The organism is Maricaulis sp. (assembly GCF_030149515.1).
Classification (GTDB): domain Bacteria; phylum Pseudomonadota; class Alphaproteobacteria; order Caulobacterales; family Maricaulaceae; genus Maricaulis.
This window is the reverse complement of the sequence record NZ_JASBRI010000004.1, coordinates 35,149-58,947: the sequence shown is the minus strand read 5'-3', so window position 1 is coordinate 58,947 and position 23,799 is coordinate 35,149. Positions and strand designations below refer to the sequence as shown.

Annotated in this window: 23 protein-coding genes and 3 tRNA genes; 19 read left to right on the top strand and 7 right to left on the bottom strand. The window is 63.8% G+C overall.

Features of this window, described 5'->3' with window-relative positions:
• Positions 1-6: 6 nt before the first annotated feature.
• Together Q1U94_RS02715 and Q1U94_RS02710 are read left to right on the top strand one after the other, a co-directional pair.
• Complete coding sequence (locus tag Q1U94_RS02715; protein ID WP_300541686.1) at positions 7-1,341, top strand: pyruvate dehydrogenase complex dihydrolipoamide acetyltransferase; 1,335 nt, start codon at positions 7-9, stop codon at positions 1,339-1,341.
• A 134-nt stretch (positions 1,342-1,475) separates the two neighbouring features.
• The gene (locus tag Q1U94_RS02710; protein WP_300541684.1) at positions 1,476-2,261 is read left to right on the top strand and encodes an acyl-CoA thioesterase; all 786 of its coding nucleotides are present in this window, start codon (positions 1,476-1,478) and stop codon (positions 2,259-2,261) included.
• A 97-nt stretch (positions 2,262-2,358) separates the two neighbouring features.
• Here the strand turns inward: Q1U94_RS02710 and Q1U94_RS02705 are convergent, their stop codons facing one another.
• Together Q1U94_RS02705 and Q1U94_RS02700 are read right to left on the bottom strand one after the other, a co-directional pair.
• Complete coding sequence (locus Q1U94_RS02705) at positions 2,359-3,036, bottom strand: 2OG-Fe(II) oxygenase (RefSeq protein WP_300541682.1); 678 nt, start codon at positions 3,034-3,036, stop codon at positions 2,359-2,361.
• Positions 3,037-3,097: 61 nt separating this feature from the next.
• Positions 3,098-3,517, bottom strand: coding sequence for an ACT domain-containing protein (locus tag Q1U94_RS02700; protein WP_300541680.1), 420 nt, complete (start codon positions 3,515-3,517; stop codon positions 3,098-3,100).
• A gap of 84 nt (positions 3,518-3,601) precedes the next feature.
• Here Q1U94_RS02700 and Q1U94_RS02695 point away from each other — a divergent pair, with 84 nt between their 5' ends.
• The 3 genes from Q1U94_RS02695 to Q1U94_RS02685 all read left to right on the top strand — a co-directional run bounded on the left by Q1U94_RS02695 (position 3,602) and on the right by Q1U94_RS02685 (position 6,204).
• A complete protein-coding gene (locus Q1U94_RS02695; RefSeq protein ID WP_300541678.1) occupies positions 3,602-3,973 on the top strand; it encodes a cupin domain-containing protein in 372 nt (123 codons plus the stop codon).
• A gap of 100 nt (positions 3,974-4,073) precedes the next feature.
• Entirely contained in the window at positions 4,074-5,474 is a 1,401-nt protein-coding gene (gene lpdA / locus Q1U94_RS02690; RefSeq protein WP_300541675.1) for a dihydrolipoyl dehydrogenase, read from the top strand.
• Positions 5,475-5,544: 70 nt separating this feature from the next.
• Positions 5,545-6,204, top strand: coding sequence for a hypothetical protein (locus tag Q1U94_RS02685; RefSeq protein WP_300541673.1), 660 nt, complete (start codon positions 5,545-5,547; stop codon positions 6,202-6,204).
• Positions 6,205-6,317: 113 nt separating this feature from the next.
• On the opposite strand, the gene Q1U94_RS02680 is transcribed toward Q1U94_RS02685, so the two are convergent.
• Positions 6,318-7,970: an AMP-binding protein gene (locus tag Q1U94_RS02680; protein ID WP_300541671.1), complete on the bottom strand. Its 1,653-nt coding sequence runs from the start codon at positions 7,968-7,970 to the stop codon at positions 6,318-6,320.
• A gap of 268 nt (positions 7,971-8,238) precedes the next feature.
• On the opposite strand from Q1U94_RS02680, the gene Q1U94_RS02675 reads away from it, so the two are divergent.
• The 4 genes from Q1U94_RS02675 (at position 8,239) to Q1U94_RS02660 (ending at position 13,429) form a co-directional block, all read left to right on the top strand.
• Entirely contained in the window at positions 8,239-9,012 is a 774-nt protein-coding gene (locus Q1U94_RS02675) for a hypothetical protein (protein ID WP_300541669.1), read from the top strand.
• A 59-nt stretch (positions 9,013-9,071) separates the two neighbouring features.
• Positions 9,072-10,394, top strand: a complete 1,323-nt coding sequence (locus tag Q1U94_RS02670; protein ID WP_300541667.1) for a hypothetical protein — start codon at positions 9,072-9,074, stop codon at positions 10,392-10,394.
• A gap of 70 nt (positions 10,395-10,464) precedes the next feature.
• Positions 10,465-12,900, top strand: coding sequence for a M1 family metallopeptidase (locus Q1U94_RS02665; RefSeq protein WP_300541665.1), 2,436 nt, complete (start codon positions 10,465-10,467; stop codon positions 12,898-12,900).
• Positions 12,901-12,919: 19 nt separating this feature from the next.
• The gene (locus Q1U94_RS02660) at positions 12,920-13,429 is read left to right on the top strand and encodes a DUF6702 family protein (protein WP_300541663.1); all 510 of its coding nucleotides are present in this window, start codon (positions 12,920-12,922) and stop codon (positions 13,427-13,429) included.
• Here Q1U94_RS02660 and Q1U94_RS02655 read toward each other — a convergent pair.
• Both Q1U94_RS02655 and phaC read right to left on the bottom strand, forming a co-directional pair.
• Positions 13,426-14,109: an SET domain-containing protein-lysine N-methyltransferase gene (locus Q1U94_RS02655; RefSeq protein WP_300541661.1), complete on the bottom strand. Its 684-nt coding sequence runs from the start codon at positions 14,107-14,109 to the stop codon at positions 13,426-13,428. The genes Q1U94_RS02660 and Q1U94_RS02655 overlap by 4 nt on opposite strands.
• A 104-nt stretch (positions 14,110-14,213) precedes the next feature.
• On the bottom strand, positions 14,214-16,085 hold the full coding sequence (gene phaC, locus Q1U94_RS02650; protein WP_300541659.1) for a class I poly(R)-hydroxyalkanoic acid synthase: 1,872 nt from the start codon (positions 16,083-16,085) through the stop codon (positions 14,214-14,216).
• Between the two features lie 83 nt (positions 16,086-16,168).
• Between phaC and Q1U94_RS02645 the strand changes: the two genes are divergently transcribed.
• The 10 genes from Q1U94_RS02645 (at position 16,169) to Q1U94_RS02600 (ending at position 22,346) form a co-directional block, all read left to right on the top strand.
• Complete coding sequence (locus tag Q1U94_RS02645; RefSeq protein WP_300541657.1) at positions 16,169-16,525, top strand: hypothetical protein; 357 nt, start codon at positions 16,169-16,171, stop codon at positions 16,523-16,525.
• A gap of 49 nt (positions 16,526-16,574) precedes the next feature.
• Positions 16,575-17,531: a class II fructose-bisphosphatase gene (gene glpX, locus Q1U94_RS02640; protein ID WP_300541655.1), complete on the top strand. Its 957-nt coding sequence runs from the start codon at positions 16,575-16,577 to the stop codon at positions 17,529-17,531.
• 12 nt (positions 17,532-17,543) lie between these two features.
• Positions 17,544-19,352, top strand: coding sequence for a single-stranded-DNA-specific exonuclease RecJ (recJ, locus tag Q1U94_RS02635; RefSeq protein WP_300541653.1), 1,809 nt, complete (start codon positions 17,544-17,546; stop codon positions 19,350-19,352).
• A gap of 66 nt (positions 19,353-19,418) precedes the next feature.
• A tRNA-Glu gene (locus tag Q1U94_RS02630) sits at positions 19,419-19,493 on the top strand.
• A gap of 245 nt (positions 19,494-19,738) precedes the next feature.
• Complete coding sequence (locus Q1U94_RS02625) at positions 19,739-20,242, top strand: 6-carboxytetrahydropterin synthase (RefSeq protein WP_300541651.1); 504 nt, start codon at positions 19,739-19,741, stop codon at positions 20,240-20,242.
• 338 nt (positions 20,243-20,580) lie between these two features.
• Positions 20,581-21,105: a cold-shock protein gene (locus tag Q1U94_RS02620; RefSeq protein WP_300541649.1), complete on the top strand. Its 525-nt coding sequence runs from the start codon at positions 20,581-20,583 to the stop codon at positions 21,103-21,105.
• 79 nt (positions 21,106-21,184) lie between these two features.
• Positions 21,185-21,775 carry a DUF192 domain-containing protein gene (locus Q1U94_RS02615; RefSeq protein ID WP_300541647.1) on the top strand — a complete coding sequence of 197 codons (591 nt, stop codon included), beginning with the start codon at positions 21,185-21,187 and terminating at the stop codon, positions 21,773-21,775.
• Positions 21,776-21,816: 41 nt separating this feature from the next.
• A tRNA-Pro gene (locus tag Q1U94_RS02610) sits at positions 21,817-21,893 on the top strand.
• A gap of 58 nt (positions 21,894-21,951) precedes the next feature.
• Positions 21,952-22,257: an ETC complex I subunit gene (locus Q1U94_RS02605; protein WP_300541645.1), complete on the top strand. Its 306-nt coding sequence runs from the start codon at positions 21,952-21,954 to the stop codon at positions 22,255-22,257.
• A gap of 12 nt (positions 22,258-22,269) precedes the next feature.
• Positions 22,270-22,346: transfer RNA gene (locus Q1U94_RS02600), tRNA-Arg, on the top strand.
• A gap of 106 nt (positions 22,347-22,452) precedes the next feature.
• Here Q1U94_RS02600 and Q1U94_RS02595 read toward each other — a convergent pair.
• Together Q1U94_RS02595 and metC are read right to left on the bottom strand one after the other, a co-directional pair.
• Positions 22,453-22,623: a hypothetical protein gene (locus Q1U94_RS02595; protein WP_300541643.1), complete on the bottom strand. Its 171-nt coding sequence runs from the start codon at positions 22,621-22,623 to the stop codon at positions 22,453-22,455.
• Between the two features lie 23 nt (positions 22,624-22,646).
• A complete protein-coding gene (metC, locus tag Q1U94_RS02590; RefSeq protein ID WP_300541641.1) occupies positions 22,647-23,795 on the bottom strand; it encodes a cystathionine beta-lyase in 1,149 nt (382 codons plus the stop codon).
• Between the last annotated feature and the right edge of the window lie 4 nt (positions 23,796-23,799).

Genomic DNA, 23,799 nt, shown 5'->3' with positions numbered 1-23,799 from the left:
AAGACCATGGCGATCGAAATCCTGATGCCGGCCCTCTCGCCCACGATGGAAGAGGGCACGCTGGCCAAATGGCATGTGAAGACGGGCGACACCGTCGAGAGCGGCGACGTCATTGCCGAGATCGAGACCGACAAGGCGACCATGGAAGTCGAGGCGGTTGACGAGGGCACGGTCGGGAAAATCCTCGTCGAGGAGGGCACCGAGGGTGTGAAGGTCAATGCCGTCATCGCCATGCTGCTGGAGGAGGGCGAGGACGAAAGCGCGCTCGAGGATGCTGGCAAGGATAGCGGCGAGAGCGACAAGAAGGCCGAGGCCAAGCCGGAGGACAAGGCGGAAGCCAAGTCCGACGCCAAGTCCGGCAAGTCCTCCGGCGGTTCCGGGTCGCGCAAGCTGGAGGATGTGCCGTCCGACACCAAGGCTCCGCCGGCTCCGTCGAAGGATGGCGAACGCATCAAGGCCAGCCCGCTGGCGCGCCGCATCGCGGCCGAGAAGGGGCTCGACCTGAAATCCATCGAAGGATCGGGCCCTTACGGCCGGATCGTGAAGCGTGATGTCGAGAGCGCCCGGCCCTCTGCCGCTGCGGCCGAAGCCCCGTCCGCCGCGCCGGTGGATGCGGAGGACCCGCTGAAGGCCTACGGCATTTCCCGTGATCGCTACGAGATCGAGAAGGCCGACAATATCACGAAGATTTCCGCCAAGCGGCTGTCGGAAAGCTTCCGCGACATCCCGCACTTCCCGCTCAATGTCGATTGCCGGATCGACGCGCTGCTGGACTTCCGCAAGCGCGTGAACGCGGCGGCGGAAAAGGATGGCGACAAGGTCTCGGTCAACGACATCCTGATCAAGGCGTCCGGCCTGGCTCTCAAGAAAGTGCCGGCGGCGAATTCCTCCTGGATCGAGGGCGGCCTGATCGCCCGGCACAAGCACGCCGACGTCTCCGTTGCCGTGGCCATCGAGGGCGGGCTGATCACGCCCATCGTCAAGGATGCGGACCGCAAGGGCCTGGTTGAAATCTCCCGCGAGATGAAGGACCTGGCCGCCCGCGCCCGCGAGAAGAAGCTCAAGCCCGAGGAATTCCAGGGCGGCACGTTCTCGCTCTCCAATCTGGGCATGTTCGGCATCGACAGTTTCGCCTCCATCATCAACCCGCCCCAGGGCATGATCCTGTCCGTCGGTGCCGGCGAGCAGCGCCCGGTCGTCAAGGACGGCGCGCTGGCTATCGCTACGGTGATGACGGTGACGCTGACCTGCGATCACCGGGTGGTCGACGGCGCCACCGGCGCGAAATGGCTGCAGGCGTTCAAGACCTATGTCGAAGATCCGATGACGATGCTGATGTGACCTTGCATTCCGTCTCTGCTGGCCCGGGACGTTTTCCTGGGACGCTGCCGAGTGTGAGAATGGCGGTATAGAGGTGTGGCTGCGGGGGTGAGCGGTTGCCGCTATGCTTGCCTTGGCCACGTAATGGACACCCGATGACCCGACCCGCCCATCTCGCCGAGATCCGCCATAGCGACCTGGTCTTCCCGCATCAGACCAATCATCAGGGCACGTATTTCGGCGGGGCCGCGATGGCCGAGATGGACAAGGTGGCCTTCCTTGTCGCGGCCCGGCATGCGCGGCGGCCCTTCGTCACTGCCTCCTGCGACAAGCTGGATTTTGTGGCGCCGGCGCGGGTAGGCGATCTCGTGGAAGTGACGGGCCAGGTGCGCATGGTCGGGCGGACCTCGCTGATCGTGGATGTGGAGCTGGCCGCTGAAAACCTGCGCACCGGCGAGCGCCATGTCTGTACGCGCGGCGCTTTCACCATGGTCGCCGCCGACCGCAAGACCAATCACGACCGCCTGCCGCCCTCGCCCGATGCCTTGCCGGACTTCGCTCCCAGCCCTGCGGGCTATGCGCGTACGCTTCAGCTCGTCTTCCCCGGCGACACCAATCATCTGGGACAGTTGTTCGGTGGCAATGCCATGTCGCTGATGGGCAAGGCCGCCTATATCGCCGCCTCGCGCCATACACGCTGCGACGTCGGCATGGCCGCCTCCGACAAGATCGACTTCATCGCGCCGACGAAGGAGGGCGAGCTGCTGGATGTGATCGCGCGGGTCGTCTCGGTTGGCCGCACCTCGATGGAGGTCGGCGTTCGCGCCGAGGCCGAGGACTTGATGTCCGGCGACCGGCGCCTGGTAGGTGAGGCAAGCTATGTCATGGTGGCCCTGGACGAAGCCGGCCAACCAACGCCCGCGCGGGTACTCGAGGGATAGCGCCTGGGTCTTCCCGAAAACGCATCCGCGCTATCCGGGCCCTCCTGATCGGCGAGCGAGGCCAGGACCTGGCCGGCAGATGTATCGCAGTGGCGCATCACCCGCCCGCCGGCAGTGTCCTCGCCTGCAATGCGGGCACCTGGCTGCGATCGTTGCATCGGTGCCAGCCGGCGATGGAGAAACGTTCGCGCCCGGCCGGTGTCACCTCGTGGGGGATGTCCTCGGACAGGAAGACGGCCAGCGTGCCGAATTCCGGGACCACCTCCTGGACCAGCCTGTCGCTGTCCGGTGCGTAGAGACGCAAAAGTCCGCCCTCGGACCGGTCCCAGTCCCGATTGAGATAAAGGACGGAGGAGAGCATGCGGTTGCGGGCGCCATGGAAACTGTCGATATGGCGTTTGTAGAATCCGCCGGACTCATAGACCGCATAGTGCGCCTCGAAGGCGAACAGGCCGAGCATCAGCCGGTAGTTGATCTCGCGCCGCAGTGCTTCCGCGAAGGCGAGATAGGCCGTCTGGGCGGGGCTCGATCCGTCCAGCCAGCGGGTCTTGTCCCGGCGGATGCGGCGGACGACGTCGTGGTCTTTCGCGCGGCCGACCCCGGCGGGCGAGAGTTCGTCTTCCTGCCAGAGCGCGACGGCCTCGTCGCAGAGCGCGGCCAGCATGACCGGATCGGCCAGCCGGCAAACGCTCCACCCCTGCGCCACGATTTCGTCGCACAGCGTGTCGGCATCAAATGCGGGCAGGCCGGTGAGGGCCGGAGCGATCAGGCTCAACGCGATATCGTCTCATCGCCGGAAAACGGATGCGCGCTCATAGGGCCGGGCGCTGCACCGGTCAATCGATTTCGGCCAGGGCCTCGCCGCGGGACAGCGCCTGTAGCACAGCCATAGCCTGTTCCGCCCGGTCTGTCGGTACGAAAAGGTGATCGTGGAAATAGCCCGAGACGGGATTGCAGCCGATACCGGACCCGGCCAGGGCGGTTGCGATGCGCGCCATGAAGCCGACGGCCTCAAGCGAGGATTGTATGCTCAGGGTGATGCGGCGGCAGGGAAAGGTGAAATCCAGCCCGGCCTTGCGGGCCTGGCTTTCCGGCAGGATCAGGGTGAGTCCCTCGTCTTCGGCGAAGCGCAGTAGGGGCGTCAGCCCTTCGGGCTCGCTGTTGCCGGGCGGCAAGGTGACGAAGACATAGGTCGTCGCGCCGAGGTGGGGCGCCATGTTCCGGATCAGGTGGTCGAGATCGCTGCCGCCCGTCATTCCGTTCTCCTGTCGAATATGGCTAGCATGACGAATGACGATCGCGGTGCCTTGAGATTGCACTGCGTTGCCGGGGAGGATTGAATGCCGGTCGAGGTCATTTCGCTTGCCGAAAAGCATGCCCAGTTCAAGGACGCCTGGTCGCCCAGACGCGTCGGTCGCCTGGACGATTATGAGATCAAGCTTGCCAAGGCGGAAGGGGCATTCGACTGGCATGCACATGCCGAGGAGGACGAGTTTTTCCTCGTGACGCGCGGCGTTCTGAAAATCGAGATCGAGGGTGAGGATGCGGTCGTGCTGGGGCCGGGCGAGTTCTGCGTCATTCCCAGGGGCGTGCGTCACAGACCGGTCGCACAGACCGAGAAGGTTCACATGATGCTGATCGAGCGCGCCGGCGTCATGAATACCGGTGACAATCCCCCTAGCGATCTGACCAATCCGGTACAGGATCTCTAGCGCGCCGCAGGACCGGCCGCCATTGATATGCGGGCGGCGCACTGCTATCTGGCGAGTCTGCGCACGCTGTAAATTTCGCATGTGAATGAAAGGGGTTTCCATGGCCGCCAGAAATTTCGACGTCATCGTGATCGGCGGCGGCCCCGGCGGTTATGTCGCGGCCATCCGCGCGGCCCAGCTGGGTTTCAAGACGGCGGTTGTCGAGCGCGAGCATCTCGGCGGCATCTGCCTCAACTGGGGCTGTATTCCCACCAAGGCGCTGCTGCGCACGGCCGAGGTCTATCACCTCATGCAGCATGCCAGGGATTTCGGCCTGTCCGCCGACAAGATCGGCTATGACGTCGAGGCCATCGTCAAGCGTTCGCGCGATGTCTCCAAACGCCTGACGAACGGTATCGGCGGGCTGATGAAAAAGCACAAGATCACGGTGATCGAAGGCGAGGCGACGCTGGAAAAGGGCGCAGAGGCGCCGGCCGTCGTGGTGGGCAAGGACAAGTACACGGCCAAGCATGTCATCCTCGCGACCGGCGCACGCGCCCGCACGATTCCCCAGGCCGGTCTGGAACCCGATGGCGACAAGGTGTGGACCTATCGCGAGGCCATGGTGCCCAAGACCATGCCGAAATCCGTCCTGGTCATCGGCTCGGGTGCGATCGGTATCGAATTCGCAAGCTTCTACAACACGATGGGCGCCGATGTGACCGTTGTGGAGATGATGGACCGCGTCCTGCCGGTCGAGGACGAGGAAATCTCCGCCCTTGCCGCCCGGAGCTTCAAGAAGCAGGGCATGAAACTCATCACCTCGGCTCAGGTGGAAAAGCTGGAGAAGTCGGCCAGGTCGGTGAAGGTCCACATCAAGGACGCCAAGGGAAAGACCCAGACCGTCGAGGTGGAAAAGGTAATCCTGGCCGTCGGCATTGTCGGCAATGTGGAGAATCTCGGCCTGGAAGCGCTGGGCGTGAAGATCGATCGCGGGCATGTCGTCAATGACGGGTTCGGCCGTACCAATGTGAAGGGGCTCTACGCGATCGGTGACGTCGCCGGCCCGCCCTGGCTGGCACACAAGGCCAGTCATGAAGGCGTGGTCTGTGTCGAGAAGATCTCCGGCCAGGATGTGCACGCCTTCGAGACCGGCAATATCCCCGGCTGTACCTATTGTCATCCGCAGATCGCCTCCGTGGGCCTGACCGAAGCGAAGGCGAAGGAGGCCGGCCACGAGGTAAAGGTCGGCCGCTTCCCCTTCGTGGGCAATGGCAAGGCCATCGCGCTGGGCGACGATCAGGGCTTGGTGAAAACGGTGTTCGACGCCAAAACGGGCGAATTCTTGGGCGCACACATGGTCGGTGCGGAAGTCACCGAACTGATCCAGGGCTATGCCATCGCGCGCCAGCTCGAAACCACCGAGGCCGAACTGATGCACACCGTTTTCCCGCATCCGACCCTGTCGGAAATGATGCATGAGAGCGTGCTCGACGCCTACGGACGCGTGCTGCACATCTAATCCAGCGGGATTGCATCCAATCGCACGGCGCCGTGCATCATGAGGTCAAAGCCAACCTCGTGAGGACGCCATGCTGAAATCTTCCCTCCTGGCCGCCGGTGCGGCTGTCTTGTTGTCGGCCTGTACCTATAACGTCTCCGGCCAGGGAGAGAACCGGTCGGTGGAGAGCGCCGGACTCGTCGCGTCGCGAAATGTGGATGTTCCCGGCGATGCCGAGTTCTCCGGCATGATGGTCGGCGCGGACGGCGATGTCGGCCGCGATCTGGCCCTGGCAGGCGCCACGGTGCGATCCAATGCCCGCGTCGGCCGGAATTTGACCGCCGAGGGGGGCCGGGTGCGCTTTTCCGGCACGGTCGGCGGCAATGCCGAGATTGCCGCAGGCACAGCCTATATCGATGCCGTTATAGACGGCGATGCCGAGATTGCGGCGGGCCGTGTGACCCTGCGCGGCGAGGTGCGCGGGCGGCTGGAAATGGATGCCGGCCATATGAATCTGCACGCCGATGTGAATGGCCCGGTCGAGATCCGCGGACAGGGCAATCGCGACGGCAATGGCCGGGTGGAGGTATCCGGCCGGCTCGCCCGGGGCGGCACGATCTGTGCGGCCGAAGTGGAATTCCGGCGCGGCTCGCGGATCGAAGGCGACCTTCTGGTAATCTCGGAAAACCGGCCGCGCGGCAACGGTTTCCGCTACGAGCCGCTGGCCGGCCGCGATTGCGACCGGATCTAGCCGGAACAGAACCCGGGGCCCGGAAACCCATACGTCTCCCCAGACGCCGTCGGCCGTCTCCCTCCAGTGCCGAAGGCCCTGTTTCCGGGTTCCGGCCCCTCTGCGGTTTGCCGCTATTCGGCGGGTTCGGGAGCGGGTTTGAGTTCCTCCGCCATCATCGCTTCGACCGTCTTCTGCACCGAACCGTAGTCGGTCTTGCCGGTACCCAGCACCGGAATGCTGCCGACATGGATGATCTTGCGCGGGATGGCGAGTTCGGAAATGCCGTGATTGCGGGCGAAGGCGACAAGGTCGGCGCGGTCGGCCTTGGGATAGTCGGTCAACAGGATGACCTGTTCGCCCTTGCGCTTGTCCGGAATGGCCGCAGCGGCATGCATATTGTCGGGCCATAGCGAGGTGGCGCAATTTTCCACCACGGCCAGCGAGACCATTTCCCCGCCGAGTTTGGCGAAGCGCTTCACCCGGCCGCGGATACGCAGGAAACCGTCCTCGTCGATTGAAACGATGTCGCCGGTATCGTGCCAGCCGTCCTCGGGAGTTTCCAGGACCAGCGGCGCGGAGGGGCGAATATAGCCCTTCATGATGTTGGGGCCCTTGATGTGCAATTGCCCGCCATCCTCGATGCCCTCGACAGGCACCAGCTTTGCCTGGCAGCCCGGCATCAGCTGTCCGACCGTGCCCGGCCGGTTGTTTTCCGGCTGATTGACCGAGAGCACCGGCGCGGCTTCGGTGAGGCCATAGCCCTCGACGATTTCCAGATTGAAGCGCCGTCGCAGCGAAGATCGCGTCTCGTCCTTCACCCGTTCGGCGCCACACACGGCAAAGCGCAGCGAGGAGAGATCGCCTTCGTCGGCCGCTCGGGCATACTGGTTCATGAAGGTGTCGGTGGCGAACAGGATGGTCGCCTTCGTCTCGGCGATGCGCTTGACGATGGTCTTGGCCTGCAGCGGTGTGGGATGACAGATCGCCGGTACGCCTAGCCCGATCGGCACCAGCACGCCGCCCGTGAGGCCGAAACAGTGAAAGGTCGGCAGCGGATTGAACAGCGTATCGGTGGGCAGGATCTTGATGTGGTCGCGCACCTGCTCGACATTGGCAAGGAGATTGGCATGGCTGAGCACCACGCCTTTCGGATCGCCTTCCGTGCCCGAGGTGAAGAGATAGACGGCCGGACTGTCCGGATCCGGATGGGCCCGCACGGCGAAGGGCAGGAGCGTGCCGATCGCCGCAAAGGCCTTGTCCATCAGCGACAGGTTCTCGCGCACATCCTCCAGATAGACCAGCTCGTGATCCTTCTTGAGCTCCGCTTCGAGATCCCGCAGCTCGCCCAGTTCGATGAAACGGTGGGCGGTGACGATCTTCCTTGCCTTGCAGGCGGTGCAGGCGGCCTTGAGGGCACGCTCGCCGGCGGTGAAGTTGAGCATGGCCGGTACGCGGCCATAGGCCGAGATGGCGTAGAATGAGATGATCGCGCCTACGCCCGTGGGCAGCAGCACTCCGACGGCTTCGCCGCGCTCGGTGCCGGCCTTGAGGGCATGACCCAGGGCGAACATGGCCTTCGTCAGATCGTTGAAGGAAACCTCCCGCCCGTCCGCATCGACGGCGGCAATCTTCTTGCCGCCGTACCGGCGTTTCGAGTCGAGCATGGACGCGACGACCGATTTGCGAATGCGGTTCAGATTGAACGGCGCGCCCTCATGAATCGTATCGGATGCGGCCCGGGGGCCGCGGGCCGGGGCATTCCCGGCGGCTGAAAGGTCAGCCATGAAATCCTCCCAACTGCGCCTTCTTGTGCAGGCGCTTGTATTACCGCCGATACTAGCCTTCGCTGACGTATAGGGAAGGGGCGAGTGTAGATCGGGCACCCAAAGCGAGTCGGCCTTCTCGTAAATCAGAAAATATTTATCGAAAAACGAGAAAAATATCTTGATATCGTTTTTCGATAATGTATGGTCATATCCGACGCTGGGGAGCGTAGACCCGATCCTGCAACACGCCGGTGGGCGGCGGGGTCTGTCGTTACGGGAGTATAGAATGACCAAGCTCTGGCTTGCCGCCACCGCCCTGACAGCCTCGCTGGCGACGTCGGGATGTGTCATCGTCGTGGCCGATGATGACAGTGACGGGAAAATGCTGCGCGACCGGCGCGCGTCCGACGGCTATATCGTGCTGGACCGGGACGGGGATTACAGCCGGCTGAGCGGCGATCTCAATCTGCGCGGCCGGGTCGGCGGCGATCTCAGCCTGGTTTCCGGCGATGTCGACATGGACGATCTGAACGTTGGCGGCGAGATGTCGATCGCAGCCGGCGATGTCCGCTTTTCCGGCACGGTATCCGGCGAGGCCTCCATCGCGGGCGGCGACGTTACCTGGAACGGCGAGGCCATGGACGAGCTGGGCATCGCTTCTGGCGATCTGGACGTCTCCGGCCGCATTGCCGGCGAGGCCTCTCTGGCTGCGGGCGAGATGAGGGTGGATGCGACTTTCCTGAACGGCCTTAGTGCGCATGCCGGTTCGATCGTGTTCAACGGCGAAGTGTCCGGCCCCGTGAAGTTCGTGGCCATCAGGGAGATGCGCCGCAATCGCGACTATCGTGGCAATCAGGGCCGTATCGAAATCGGCGGACGGTTGCACAATGGCGGGCAGGTCTGTGCGGTTTCGGTCGTATTCGCGGATACGGCCCGCATCGATGGCCCGCTGGAAGTCTATGCCGAAAGCGAACCGCGAACGGAAAGCGGCGCCCGTGTGCCGGGCCTTGAATATATGCCGCGCAATCGCCGCGACTGCGACGATCTGATCGACGACTAGAGCACATACCCATTATGTACAACGACCTGATTGCCGGGGGGCGCAGGGAGAAGAGAGTTATGACGATCAAACACATGATCATGGCCATGGGGCTGGCCATCTCCATCGCGACCGGGGCTGCCGGAGCCCAGGTCATCGGCGGCGAAGTCGAAATCGACGGCAGCCGCGACGACGTGATTTTCCTGGGCGGCGACATGTCCGTGCGCGGCGAGATCCTGGGCGATATTTCCGCTGTTGCCGGAGACGGGCAGGTCGATGCCAATGTGCACGGCTCAGTGCACTTCTTCGGCGGCGATGTGCGTATCCGCGGCACCGTCGCCGAAGAGGTCGAGATTGCCGGCGGGGATATCGAGATCGATGCCGATGTCGGGGGTGAAGTCAGTGCCGCCGGTGGCGATGTGTCGGTGCGCGGTTCGGTCGGCGGGCAATTGTCCGCAGCCGGCGGCAATGTCGAAATCAGCGCGACGGTGCAGGATCGTGTGCATCTGGCCGGCGGATATGTCGGCGTCTATCCGGAAAGCATGTTCCACAATGGCGCAGAGATCGCCGGCGGCGAAGTCGAACTGCATGGCACGATCGACGGCGAGGTCGAGATCGAGGGCGGCGAGGTCACGCTGGCAGGCACGATCCGCGGCGATGTCGAAGTGCTGGCTGAGGAAGTCTACATCCTGGAGACCGCCCGCATCGAAGGGCGGCTGGATGTGCGGGGCCCGGCCGAGCCGGTCATTGCCGATGGCGCCCAGACCGGCGAGTACAACTATACCTACCAGTCCTTCAATTTCGGCGCCAAGCACTGGGACGATATCCATTTCGATATCGACGGGCCGTGGGAGTTGATCGGCGCGCCGTTCGCCTTCTTCGGCATTGCGGTGCCCGGCGCGGCGCTGCTGCTAGGCCTTCTGGCCGTGCTGATGACGCCGCGCGGCGTGAGCCGCATTGCCCGCACCTTCCGGCGCAAGCCGCTGGTCTCGGGCTTTCTGGGCTTTATCAGTTTCGCGCTTTCGCCTGTGGTTATGGTGATCCTGACTGTCCTGCTGGCGATCACGGTGATCGGAATCGTACTGATTCCCTTCATGTGGGTTCTGTTCTGGCCCTTCCTGCTCCTGTGCCTGGCGCTCGGCGCTTTCGCGGTCGGCGATCTGGTTTTCAACCGCAGGCCCGAAGAGCCGCTGGGACTGGGCATGCGTCTGCTCTCTCTGCTGGTTGTGTTGGCGGTGTCGGTGGCCCTTGGAGCGATCCCCGGCCTGGGCGCTATCCTGGGGCTGGTCCTGGTCTTTATCGGTCTTGGCGCCTGGCTGATGTCGGGTGGCGAGGGCAGGCAGTCCGGCCCCGTTCCCGCCGATACATCCGTGCAGGATGACAATTCCGTAAGCCAGGGGTGACGCCTTTCGTACCGCACGCTAAATCTCTGCCTTCATAAGACCCGACAATTGGGGCGAGGGGTACATAGAGATGCGTCGTTTCAACCTGATCGTTCTGGCGACGGCGGCTGCGGCATTCAATGTCGCAGCCGCGCAGCCTGTCCAGCAGACCACCAATGACTGGCGCGATGCTTTTCGCCAGCTCGAGGACGAGGACTGGCCCTCGCCGAACCGTGAGCGCCGCGCCACGGGCGCTCCCGGTCCGGACTACTGGCAGCAACAGGTCGACTACGACATCGATATCCGTCTCGATGAAGAGGAAAAACACCTCTACGGGACCGAGACGGTCACCTACACCAACAATGCCCCGGACACTCTGGATTTCCTCTGGTTTTTGCTGGACCAGAACCGGTTCCGCGACGATTCCATTGCCGTGATGACCGAGACGGTCGGCGGAGGCGGGCGTTCCTCTTCCCGCACGGGCGGGGCCGATCCCGAAGGTGTGTCGGCGTCCTCCGTGCGGAGGCGCCAGCGCATTGCCCAGGACAGCTACGGATTCAATATCACCGGTGTGACCGATGCCGACGGAAATCCGATGGACTTTACCATCGTCGACACGCTGATGCGCATCGACCTCGATGACATGCTCGAGACGGGCGAGAGCGCTACCTTCACGATCGAATGGGACTACCGCCTGATCGAGACCGGGGCCATTGGCGGGCGCGCCGGCTGGGAGTGTTTTGAGGAAACTACCGATACCGGGGGTGATTGCATCTATCAGATCGCGCAGTGGTTCCCGCGAGCGGCCGTGTTCTCGGACTATGAGGGGTGGCACAACAAGGCCTTCCTGGGCCGCGGTGAATTCGGCCTGGAATTTGGCGATTACGACGTTTCGATCACCGTGCCGCAGGATTTCATCGTTGCGGCCACCGGCGAGCTGCAGAATGCCGGCGAGGTGCTCAACCAGGTCCAGCGCGACCGTCTGGAAGAGGCGCGCACGGCGGACGAGCCGGTTTTTATCGTTACCCCGTCGGAAGCCCGCGCCAATGAGCGCCGGGGCACTCGTTCCGAAGCGACCTGGGAATTCCATGCCCACAATGTCCGCGATTTCGCCTGGGCTGGTTCGCGCAAATTCATCTGGGACGCCCTGGGCGTTGAACAGGACGGGCAGGGCGAAGCCCCCGACCTGATCATGGCGATGTCTTTCTATCCCAATGAAAGCGAGCCCTTGTGGTCGACCTTCTCGACCCGCGCGGTCGAGCACACGCTGGATGTCTATTCCGGCTTCTCCTTCCCCTATCCCTATCCCACCGCACAGTCGATCGCCGGCCCCCAGGGCGGGATGGAGTATCCGATGATCACCTTCAATGGCGGCACCTATGGCCGTCCGGTGGTCGATGACGACGGCAATCTGACCTATTCGCTGACCGCCAAGCGCGGTCTGATCGGCGTGATCATCCACGAGATCGGCCATATCTACTTCCCGATGACCGTGAATTCGGACGAGCGCCAGTGGACCTGGATGGACGAGGGGCTGAACTCCTTCCTGCAATTCCAGGCCGAACGCTTGTGGGAAGAGGATTTCCCGGTCCGCCGAGGCGATCCTCATTCGATCACCTCGTATATGGTGTCGACCAACCAGATGCCGATCATGACGCAGTCGGATTCGATCGTGCAGTTCGGCCCCAACGCCTATTCCAAGCCGACCATCGCCCTGGTTATCCTGCGCGAGACCATTCTGGGCCGCGAACTCTTCGACGACGCCTTCCGTACCTATGCCGAGCGCTGGCGCTTCCGCCGGCCGACGCCCTATGACTTCTTCCGCACGATGGAGGAAGTCTCCGGTGTCGATCTGGACTGGTTCTGGCGCGGCTGGTTCTATTCCACCGACCATGTCGACATCTCGCTCGACCGGGTGATCGAAGGCTCGTTCGACACGGAAAACCCCGAGATCGAGAATGCACGTGAGCGCGCCGAAGAGGCCGAGCGTCCGGAAAGCCTGACCCAGGTGTCCAATCGCGAGGCCGGCATCGCCACCTATGCCGAGCGCAATCCGGAAGTGGTCGAGTTTTATTCGCAGAACGACCGGCACACGATTACCAACCGTCAGCGCGAAACTTACGAGGCCCTGCAGGAGGGGCTCGAAGAGTGGGAAGCGGAGATTCTGGAGAGCGACGAGCGCATCTACTATCTCGACTTCACCAATGAAGGCGGGGTGGTGATGCCGATCATCCTGGAATTCACCTTCGCCGACGGGTCCACGGAAATTGTGCGCATCCCGGCCGAGGTCTGGCGCTACGACCCGCAGCACGTGACCTGGACCTACATGACGGATCGCGAAGTGGTTCAGGTCGAACTCGACCCGCTCTGGGAAACGGCCGATGCCGACCGCACGGACAATTACTATCCGCCGCGCATCGAGCCGACCCGCCTGGAAGTCTACCGCTCTTCCTCGGACAACGATACGATGATGGACGACATGGACCTGCGGGTCACGCGCGATTCGGTCCGTACGCGTCCGCAATAGTTTCGAGGATACACCGCGAATGCCGCGGCTTCGCCCATTCCTGATTGTCCTGGCGGGTCTGCTCCTGACGGCAGCGCCCGCCAGCGCGCACCGTGTGCATGCCGGGGTCACCGAGATCGCCGTCAATCCGCGCACAGGCGAACTGGAAGTGGTTCACCGCGTCTTCGCCCATGACCTCCTCGACGCGCTCGATCGCACCGATGTCGAGGCCGCGGACTTCCTCGCGTCGCAGGAAGGTCTGGAAACCGTTGGCCGCTACACGCTGGCGCGGTTTCGCATGGCCAACGGCGAGGGCGAGCTGATACCGCTCGACTATGTCGGCGCGGAGGTCGAGGGCGAGTTTGCCTGGATCTATTTCGCGGCCCCGGAACCAGATCAGACCAGCGCCTTCATCGTCGACAACGATTTGCTGGCCGGGCATTTCGACGACCAGGTGATGATGACCAATCTGCGTTTCGATTCCCGTGTCCGCACGGCCATGCAGGGGCCCGGACGCCGGGCGCCGGTCCGGGTGAGTTTCGAGCGCTAGACCTTGTGCCGCTCGGCAGGGCAGAGACAGGCGAAACTGCCGGCCAGTTCGCCTTCAGTGGCGGTATAGTCGAATGTAATCTCCTCGCCCGGCTCCAGTGCACGTCGAGCCCTCAGCGCAGGCCGGCCGTCAGGCCGGTAGACGATCTCGCAACTGGGCTCGCAGGCGTGATTGACGAAATGCCCGTAACCGGTCGGTTCCACATGCCGGTCGTCGGCGGTGCGAAAGGAATAGGGGGTCTGGGTGTCGCCGATGGGGCCGCGGATGACCAGCATTTCGCTTCCCTTGGCCACGGTGGCAACTGCGACCGTCCCCCACCCGTGGGTGGGGCTGGGATCGAGCCTGACTGCCGGGGCCTCTTCCAGCACATAGGCAAGGGCCGTGTCATCGCCGGTGCGGACGAGCGAGCCGAGGAAACAGGCCTCGACGTCGGGTGTTTCCGCACTCAGCGTCAGGCGTTCGTGGCAGCCGTCATGCGCGAGGTCGAGAACAAATCCGCCGTCCCTCGACACACCGGTAATCGAATAGCGTTCCGGTTCGCTGCGGCCTGAAATCAGCCGGAGACCTTCTCCGGTCCATGCCTCGCCCGCCGGACTCAATCGCACGCGATCAAAGAACCGGGCGCCATCCGGCGCCGCGAAGAAACCCAGGAAATAACGCACACCCGACAACCCGTTCACACCAATTCCTCAATCCGGCCAATGGTATCGGGACGCAGGTTAGGGGGCTTGTGCTGCAGCGCAAGAAAAACCGTAGCGCGTGGTGCGGATTCTATGAAACCGGTCTAGGCGACAGGCTCGGCCGTTTGGCGCTGATCGCTGCGCACCAGCACATTCCGGCCCGGTGCATCGCGCAGGGGTTTCAGCTGACCGTCACCGGGCTGGCGCGCCGGCACGTCGCCGCCCGCGCGTTCATAGAGCCAATCGCGCCAATCCAGCCACCAGGAGCCGGGATGTTCCGCGGCGCCCTTGAGCCAGTCCTCGACCGTGCCGGGAAGGTCGTCATTGGTCCAGTGCTGGTATTTCCCGGCGTCGGGATGATTGATCACACCGGCGATATGGCCCGAACCCGCCATCAGGAAACGCACCGGTCCGCCGAACAGTCTGGCGCCGCGATAAACCGACGGGTAGGGCGCGATATGGTCCTCGCGGGAGGCTTGCATGTAGACGGGAGTCTTGACCTTTTTCAGGTCGAGCACGTGTCCGTCCAGCTCCAGTTCGCTCTTCGCCAGGCGGTTGTTCCTGTAGAGATTGTCCAGATACCAAAGGTGCAGCGCCTTGGGCATCCGCGTCTGGTCGGCATTCCAGAACAGAAGGTCGAAGGCCTGTGGCTGGCGGCCCAGGAGATAATTGTTCACCACGAAGGACCAGATCAGGTCGTTCGAGCGCAACAGGTTGAACGTGTCGGCCATGGACCGCCCGTCCAGCACGCCGCCCTGGGCGTCCATGATGCGTTCGATTTCCCTGAGCCAGTGCTCGTCGATGAAGAGCAGAAGATCGCCGGCCAGCTTGAAATCGGTCTGGGCAGCGAAGAAGGTCGCCGAGGCGATGCGGTCGGCCTGACCCTCTGCTTCCAGCCAGGCCAGAGCGGATGCCAGCAAGGTGCCGCCGACGCAATAGCCTACGGCGCTGACCGAGGTTTCGCCGGTGGCCGCCTCGATCGCGTGCAGTGCGGCGAACAGGCCTTCGTGCATGTAGTCGGCGAAACTCTTGTCCTTCAGTTCCGGGCCCGGATTGACCCAGGAAATCAGGAAGACAGTGAAACCCTGTTTGACCAGCCAGCGGATCATGGAGTTCTTTTCCCGCAGATCCATGATGTAGAACTTGTTGATCCAGGGCGGCGCGATCAGCAGCGGGCGCTGTTTGACCGTGTCCGTTGCCGGGGCGTACTGGATCAGTTCCATGATCTCGTTTTCGAAGATCACCTTGCCCGGGGTTGTCGCTAGGTCCTTGCCGACTTCGAAACCCTCCATGTCGGTCTGGCGGAGCGCGAGCCGGCCATGTCCCGTTTCCAGGTCCTGCATGAGATTTTGCAGGCCGCGCGTGAGGTTTTCGCCCTTCGATTGCCAGGTTTCGCGGATCACATCCGGATTGGTCATGGCGAAATTGGTCGGCGACAGCGCATCCGTCATCTGCCGGGTGAGGAATTCGACCTTGCGTTTGGTCTTCTCGTCGACGCCCTCGACCGAATTGACCAGCCCCATCAGGAAATGCTGGTTCAAAAGGTAGGACTGCTTGATCGCGTCAAAGACGGGATTGGCGGTCCAGTCCTCGCCCCGCCAGCGCTTGTCGCCCTTTTCCGGCTCGATCGCGGATGCCGTTTCGCCGGCCATGACGCGTCTGGTCGTGTTCGACCAGAGGTCGATATAGCCTTTGAGGAGGTCCGCCTGGGCGCGCATCATCAGTTCTGGCTGATTGACGATCTTGCCCCAGACCTCGCCGAATTCGGGCGCGGAATGGAACGGATCCGCATTGGGGAAGACCGGATCGCCTTCGAGCGCCTTCTGCATCACCTCGGACATCAGCTTCTGCGACTTCAACGAGGCCTGCATGAGATTGCGCGAGATCTGGTCGAGCGCCTCCAGATCCTTTTCGGAGGGCTTTGTCCAGTCACCGGATTGGCCCTCGCCGGTCCCGTCCTTGGATTGCTTCGCCATGGTGCGTCCTTGTGCTTGGCGGGTGACTCTGACACCGATCAGCGTATAGAAAGCGCGACGCGCGTCCAGCGCGAGGAGTTGCCATGCATCGCTTTGTCACGGCCCTTGTCCTGTCTGCGGGCCCCGTCCTGTCCACGGGTTTGAGTGCCTGCGTGTCCGTCGGCATGCCCGATACCGCCCTTGAGCACCCCGACTGGGTCGAGGAGCGGATAGTGACCGGGGATGGACGCGGTGCGCCACCAATGGTACCGGTAACATCGCTCGGGCCGGGGGAAGAGGCGGCGCTGGACATGTCGGCGCATGACCTGCTTGCGCGGCGGGAGCGGCTGAACGCGGAATCCGGCCGGGTCCTGCGGCCACAGGATCAGGCTGCTCCAAGCGACTTTGTCAGTTCGGGTCAGGCCCGGACGACGCCGCCCGAAACCGGGCAACAGGATTGATGACTTTCAGGGCTCCCCGTTCGGGCGGGGCCCGTACCGGAGACAAGAGATGAGCGATACGCGTGCCCTGACCAATCTGGCCCTCCAGGCCGTTCATGCGGCGGAAATGGCAGCAGTGGCCGCATCCGGCTGGATCGGACGCGGGGAGAAGGAAATGGCTGACCAGGCCGCGGTCGACGCGCTGCGCAGCGGTCTCAACGCGATGCCGATGAAGGGCCGTATCGTGATTGGCGAAGGCGAACGCGACGAGGCCCCCATGCTGTATATCGGCGAGAAAGTCGGAACCGGCGAGGGCCCCGAGATCGACATTGCGCTGGACCCGCTGGAAGGCACGTCGCTGACCGCCAAAGGCCAGCCCAATGCCCTGGCCGTCGTCTCCTTCGCCCTGCGGGGCGGCCTGCTGCATGCGCCGGACACTTATATGGACAAGATCGCCGTGGGTCCGGGCCTGCCTGCCGGGGTGATCGATCTGGACGCCAAACCGGACGAGAATGTGCGCAACCTGGCCAAGGCCAAGGGGGTGAATGCGTCCGACATCACCGTCTGCATCCTGGAGCGGGAGCGGCACCAGTATATCGTCGATGCGGTGAAATCCGCCGGTGCGCGGGTCCGCATGATACCGGACGGCGATGTGGCCGGCGCCATGGGCGCGGCCGGACTCGGTACGAATGTCGACATGTATATCGGCCAGGGCGGTGCCCCCGAAGGCGTTCTGGCGGCCTCTGCGCTGCGCTGTATCGGCGGCCAGATGCAGGCCCGGCTCTTCTTCCGCAATGACGACGAGCGCACCCGGGCTGCCCGGGTGGGTGTGACGGATCTCGACCGCAAATATGATCTGTCCGAGCTGGCCGCGAGCCACTGCCTCTTCGTCGCCACCGGGGTCACTGACGGCGATCTTGTTGAGGGCGTTCGCAAAACAGGCGGCCGCATTCACACGCATACGCTTTTGCTCGACTCAGCCGATCATTCCGTGCGCCGCATCCGGTCCGAACGGCCGGCGGGCTAGCACGGAGACGGGATGGTCACGGACACGCTTGCGCCAACCGCTACGGACGCGCTCCTGGGCGTCGAGCGATCGCTGAGCGGCCGCAAATGGCGGCTGCGTCCCGCCGATGACACGGTCGTCGCCATGATCGCGCGCCAGCATGGTCTTCCCGACGCCTTGGCGCGGGTCATCGCTGCCCGCGGCATTCCGGCCGAAGCCGCCGGGCGCTATGTGATGCCGCGTTTGCGTGACGTGTTTCCCGACCCATCCAGCCTGGCCGACATGGACGTGGCGGCGGGGTTGATCTGGGATGCGCTGGAGGCCGGCCGGCAGATCGCGATTTTTGCGGACTACGATGTCGACGGCGCCACCTCAGCGGCACAGCTTCATGGCTGGCTGAAACATTTCGGCTGCGATGCCGAGATCTACATTCCCGACCGTATCGAGGAAGGCTACGGCCCGACGGCAGCGGCATTTTCAACCCTGCGCGAGCGGGGTGCGGAACTGGTCGTCACGCTCGATTGCGGTGCGGCGGCGCACGAGGCCCTCAAGCATGGCGCCGGGATCGGACTGGATATCATAGTCGTCGACCATCATCTGATGGATGCAGATTTCCCGCCCGCCGCCGCACTGGTAAATCCCAATCGGCCCGACGACACTTCCGGCTGCGGCCATCTGGCGGCGGCCGGGGTGACATTCGTTCTGCTGGCGGCGCTCAACCGAGAGGGCCGGCGGCGCGGCGCCGTGACGCCGGGCAACGAGCCCGACCTCCTGCAATGGATCGATCTGGCGGCGCTGGGCACTGTGTGCGATGTCGTCGCCCTGACCGGGCTCAACCGGGCCCTTGTGGCCCAGGGGCTCCGGGCGATGAGCCAATGGGCCCGCACAGGATTGCGGGCACTGGCCGATGTGGCAGGGGTCGATGGCCCGGCCTCGACCTACCATGCCGGCTTCCTCCTTGGCCCGCGAATCAATGCCGGGGGGCGGGTCGGCCGGTCCGATCTGGGCGCGCGCCTGCTAACCACCGATGATACCGGGCTTGCCGCCCGGCTTGCCGCCGAACTCGATGCGCTGAATGCCGAGCGGCGGGCGATCGAGGCGCAGGTCCAGGAGGCGGCCCTGGCCCAGATCGAGCGCCAGGGCGCGGAGCGGGCAGTTCTCGTGGCCTCGGGCGAGGGCTGGCATCCCGGCGTCATCGGTGTGGTGGCCGGACGCCTGAAGGACCGGTTTTCCAAACCGGTCATCGTCATCGGCGTCGACCGGACGGCCGACAGGCCGGTCGGCAAGGGGTCCGGCCGGTCGGTTCCCGGGGTCAATCTGGGTGCGGCCATCGCGGCGGCGCGAAGCGAGGGCCTGCTCGTCGCCGGCGGGGGTCACGCCATGGCCGGCGGGCTGACCGTCGACCCCGACCGCATCAACGAACTCGTCGCCTATCTGGACGATCGTCTGGGCCCCGAACTGGATCGTGCGACGGACGCCATGGCTTTCGAGGCCGACGGCGTGCTGGCTGCGTCCGGTGTGACCGCGGATCTGGCGGAGATGCTGGAACGCGCAGAACCCTACGGCCAGGGCAATCCGGAGCCGCGTTTCGTACTGCCGCGCATGCGGGTGAGCTTCGCCAAGCGCGTCGGCGCCGACCATGTCCGGTTCTCGCTTCAGGACACGTCCGGAGCGACCGTGCAGGGCATCTCCTTTCGCACGGCGGATACGGCGCTGGGCGAGGCGCTGCTGGCGGCGGGCGAGGGACTGTGGCATGTGGCCGGCCGCATCAAGCTGGATACCTGGCAGGGTAGGCGGCGGGTGCAGCTGCAGCTGGACGACCTGGCAACTGCTCATGAGTGATGATTTTGCGAAATTCCCGCTTGCAAGCCCGCTCAGGCTTTTCTATACGACGGCCCTCATCGCCGCGGGCCCTTCGTCTATCGGTTAGGACGCCAGGTTTTCAACCTGGAAAGAGGGGTTCGATTCCCCTAGGGCCTGCCACGCGATCCTTTCCGGCATTAACGGATAGCCATTGCAGAGGCGGGCTTGCATGGCTGACTGGCTGTTCGCCCGGAGCGGACGCACTGTCCCCGCTATTGCCTTCCAGCACCCGATCCGGTTTCGCCCGGATAACGATGCATTTCTAGTGTCTGTCTTACATGATGATTTGCGATGCACGGGCTTGCAGGCTATAGGCGCACTCCCTGTTCATGGCGGGGCATCATCAAGCGTCGGAGTGCCGGGATATGGCCCATCTTTCCACCAAGACCTATGGCAATGAGCGCGGGCTGTCCTGCTGCTCGCGGCAATGGGCGGCGGACAGTCACTGCCACCTCTTGCACGGCTATTCCTTCGGTTTCCGCTTCGTGTTCGCCGCTGAACAGCTCGACAAGCGTGGGTGGGTGATCGATTTCGGCAAGAGCGGGTTCGGGAAGATCCGCGACTGGCTGCACGACATGTTCGACCACACCCTTCTGGTAGCCGAGGACGATCCCGAACGTCCGGCGCTGGAGGCGCTGGGCGAGCGGGGGCTGGCCCAGGTCCGGATCGTGCCGGGGACGAGCTGCGAGTGGATGGCGCAGATGACCTTCGAGAAAGCCGATGAAATCGTGCGCGAAGCGACGGGCGGACGCTGCTGGGTGGAATCCGTAGAGTGTTCCGAGCACGGTGCCAACAGCGCGATCTACCGCTCGACCACGGCGGTTGAGCGGCTGGCCGAAAGCGACCGGCTGCGTGAACAAATCGGTTGATCCGCAAGCGGATTACCGGGTTATCCACAACTCCGTGAGGCGTGCGAGCTCGAATTCGTCCAATTTCGCGCCGTTGGCGAATTTTCGAACAGAATTCACAGACCGGGCACTCGCCTGTGAGGCGAAAAGTTCAGGTTACAGTCCAGTAACAAAATATGCATCCGGTTGCGGAAACACGCACCCGAACCCACAACATATTGCGGGTTCAGCGTTGAGAATTTCTCGCAATAACTATATTTGGAAGTTGGTCGGTTCCGCTGATTGCGCGATTCATCTTCTCTTAATGAATGAATTTGTGTACAAACCTTCACGTGAGGGTTGTTCAAGCGAGCGAAATCATGGTTCTGGCTCACGAAGTCTTTGAAGACACGGAAGTGCTTCAACTGGAGGGCCGCGTTAAGTGGTATGATCCGGCACGCGGCTACGGTTTCATCGACGCGTCCGACGGGCATGGCGACATTCTGCTTCATGCCAGTTGTCTAAGGCGGTTCGGCCAGGGGCCGGCCCTGCCGAATGCCAAAGTGGTCTGCAAGGCGGTCCGTGGTGACAAGGGCCGTCAAGCCATCGAGATCATCGAGATGAGCGGAGGCGATAGCGATGCGGCGGCACGGCCGCGGCGCTTTCATCCCTATGCCGTTTCGAATGCGCCTTTCTGTCAGGCCGTCGTGAAATGGTTCGACCCGCTTCGCGGCTACGGCTTTGTCAATTGCGCCGAGATCGAAGGGGATGTCTTCCTGCATGCCGCCACTCTGCGGCGCGCCGGCCTTGACGATGTGGCTCCCGGCGATTCGCTGGAAGTGCGCTGCGTGGAGGGTCCCAAGGGCGCCTTGGCGGCCGAGATCAAACCCGTCACGGGCGGCTGAGACAGCGATCGCGGCCCGGGCTGCCTGCGCTTGCGCGAAACCGTTGCGCGCGAGAGGCCGGGCGGCTAGCTTCCGCGCCATGCGTAGATTGATCCTTTCTCTTGTTCTCGGCTTGGCCGCTCCCGCCTGGGCGCAGCCGGCCGAAACCGTTCCCGCCGCGCCGGGCGCGACAGTCCAGGATGTGACCGCCCAGAATGCCGTCGTCGAGTTCGGCGGTCCCGATCCGGTTGTCGTCCACACGCAGGACGGCCGGCATGTGTTCACGGCCGAGCTCGCGACGACGCCCGAACAGATGCAGCGCGGCCTGATGTGGCGCGAGAGTCTCGACTCCGATGCAGGCATGCTCTTCCACTACGATCCGCCGCGGCGGGCTGCGATGTGGATGGACAACACGCTGATCGACCTCGATCTTCTCTACATCGATCCAGATGGCCGGATCGCCAAGATCATCGCCCATGCCCAAGCCGGTTCGCGCCGCAGCCTGCCGGCCAATGCGGTCGTCGCGGGCGTGCTGGAGATTCCCGCTGGGCGCGCGATCGAACTGGGCATTCGCCCGGGCGATACCGTGCACCACGCGATTTTCGGGAATGCCGAGGCGGCAGAGGGCGGCATTTCCGCCGGGGATGCCGGCGAACCGGCTGCTGCGGATGCCCCGGAGGACACCCAGTAGGCTTGCCTAATCGCAAGGGCGCTTACATAAGGGCGATAATTCGGGGTGTGGCGCAGCCTGGTAGCGCATCTGGTTTGGGACCAGAGGGTCGCAGGTTCGAATCCTGCCGCCCCGACCACCGGTCCGGTATCGTCCCCGGGGGCGGAACGGCCGAAGGGAATGATTGGGAGAGGCGCATGTTTGCGAAGATCTATCGTCCGGCGCGCAATGCCATGCAGTCCGGCCGCGGCAAGACCAAGAAATGGGTGCTGGAATTCTCGCCGGAAATGGCGAAGAAGCCCGACCCGCTGATGGGCTGGACGTCTTCCGCCGACATGCGCAGCCAGGTCAGGCTGAAATTCGACAGCCAGGACGATGCGGTCGCCTATGCCAAGCGCCAGGGCATTCCCTTCCAGATCGTCGAACCGCACGAGCCCAAGCGCTACGTGAAGTCCTACGCCGACAATTTCGCCGCCGACCGCAAACAGCCCTGGTCGCACTAGGCGCGGCCTCCAGCCTCCGTAGCTCAACCGGATAGAGCGCCCGCCTTCTAAGCGGATGGTTGCAGGTTCGAGTCCTGCCGGGGGCGCCATTTCTTCATGACTTCCGTGGCGCTCGAGCCCGTAACATGCCGCACCTCCGGCGTCGGGGCGGTGCCCGCGTGACGCGCGCTCAGGGCTGCGAAGATCCTTGCCGGCTCAGTCCCGGTCCCGGGACTTGTCCTTCCGGCTCACATCCGCCGAAAAGGTGAAGGAGAAGGCCAGGCCGACGATCAGGGGGACCCAGATCGGCAATTCTCCCAGGCCGGGCGTCTCGAGTGCTGCAGCGATATGGTCGTCGACCAGCCACCAAAGCAGGAAAATCCACATCGTTCGTCTCCCCGGGGATCGGCTCAGCCGACAGCGGCAAAACCTCTTTCCAGATCCGCAATGAGATCCTCCGGCGCTTCCATGCCGACGGCGAAGCGGATCAGGGCCCCGTCATGGGTGCGGGCGCTCTTGGTGCGCTTCAGTTGCGGATCGCAATGGATGGCCAGGCTTTCATATCCGCCCCAGGAAAAGCCCATGCCGATGATCTCCAGCGCATCGAGGAAACGCTCGCTCGTGGGGATGTCCCAGCCGGGAAATTCCACCGAAAACAGGCCACAGCCTCCGGTGAAGTCGCGCTTGTAGAGTGCGTGATCGGGATGGTCGGCATGGGCGGGGTGAAGGATGCGGCCGACTTCTGGGCGGGACTTCAGCCAGTCGGCGACGGTCATGGCCGAGCTGAAGGAGCGTTCCATGCGGATCGCCATGGTGCGCAGGCCGCGCAGGGCGAGATAGGCATCGTCCGGCGCAGTGTGAAAGCCGAAACTGCGTTCGGTCGTACGCAGGCGGTCGAACAGTTTTTCGTCCCGCGCCACCACGGCCCCCATCAGGAGATCGGAGTGTCCGCCGACATATTTCGTCAGCGCCTGGGCCGCATAGTCGACGCCCAGCTGAAGCGGCTTGAGCGTGAGGCCGGCGCTCCAGGTGTCGTCGATGATGGTGATGACGCCCTTTTGGTGCGCGATCTTGGCGATGGCGGGGATGTCCTGGATTTCCATGGTCAGCGAACCGGGCGATTCCAGGAGGATGGCCTGGACGTTGTCATCAATGAGATCGCCTATCTCTGCGCCCATGCGGGGCGCGAAGAACTCTGTCGTCACGCCGTATTTCGGCAAGGTGTTCAAGAGGAAGCTGCGCACCGGGCCGTAGATGCAATCCGCCGCCAGCACTTTCCCGCCCGCCTCGACCGATGTCATCACCGAAAGCGTGTTGGCCATCAGGCCGGACGAGGTGAGGGCACAGCCCGCCCCGCCCTGCAGTCCGCTGACGGCCTCGCGCAGGGATTGCTGGGCTTCCAGACCGACGCGGCCGTAATGCACCCGCCCCGGCGGAAAATCATAGAGCTCCGCCGCCGAAGGCGCGAGCATGGTGGATCCGCGCGCAACGGCCGGATTGACCAGGCCGCGCTCGTCATGCGGCCGTCCGAGGCGGGTGAGCTTGGTGTCGTCCTTCATGAAT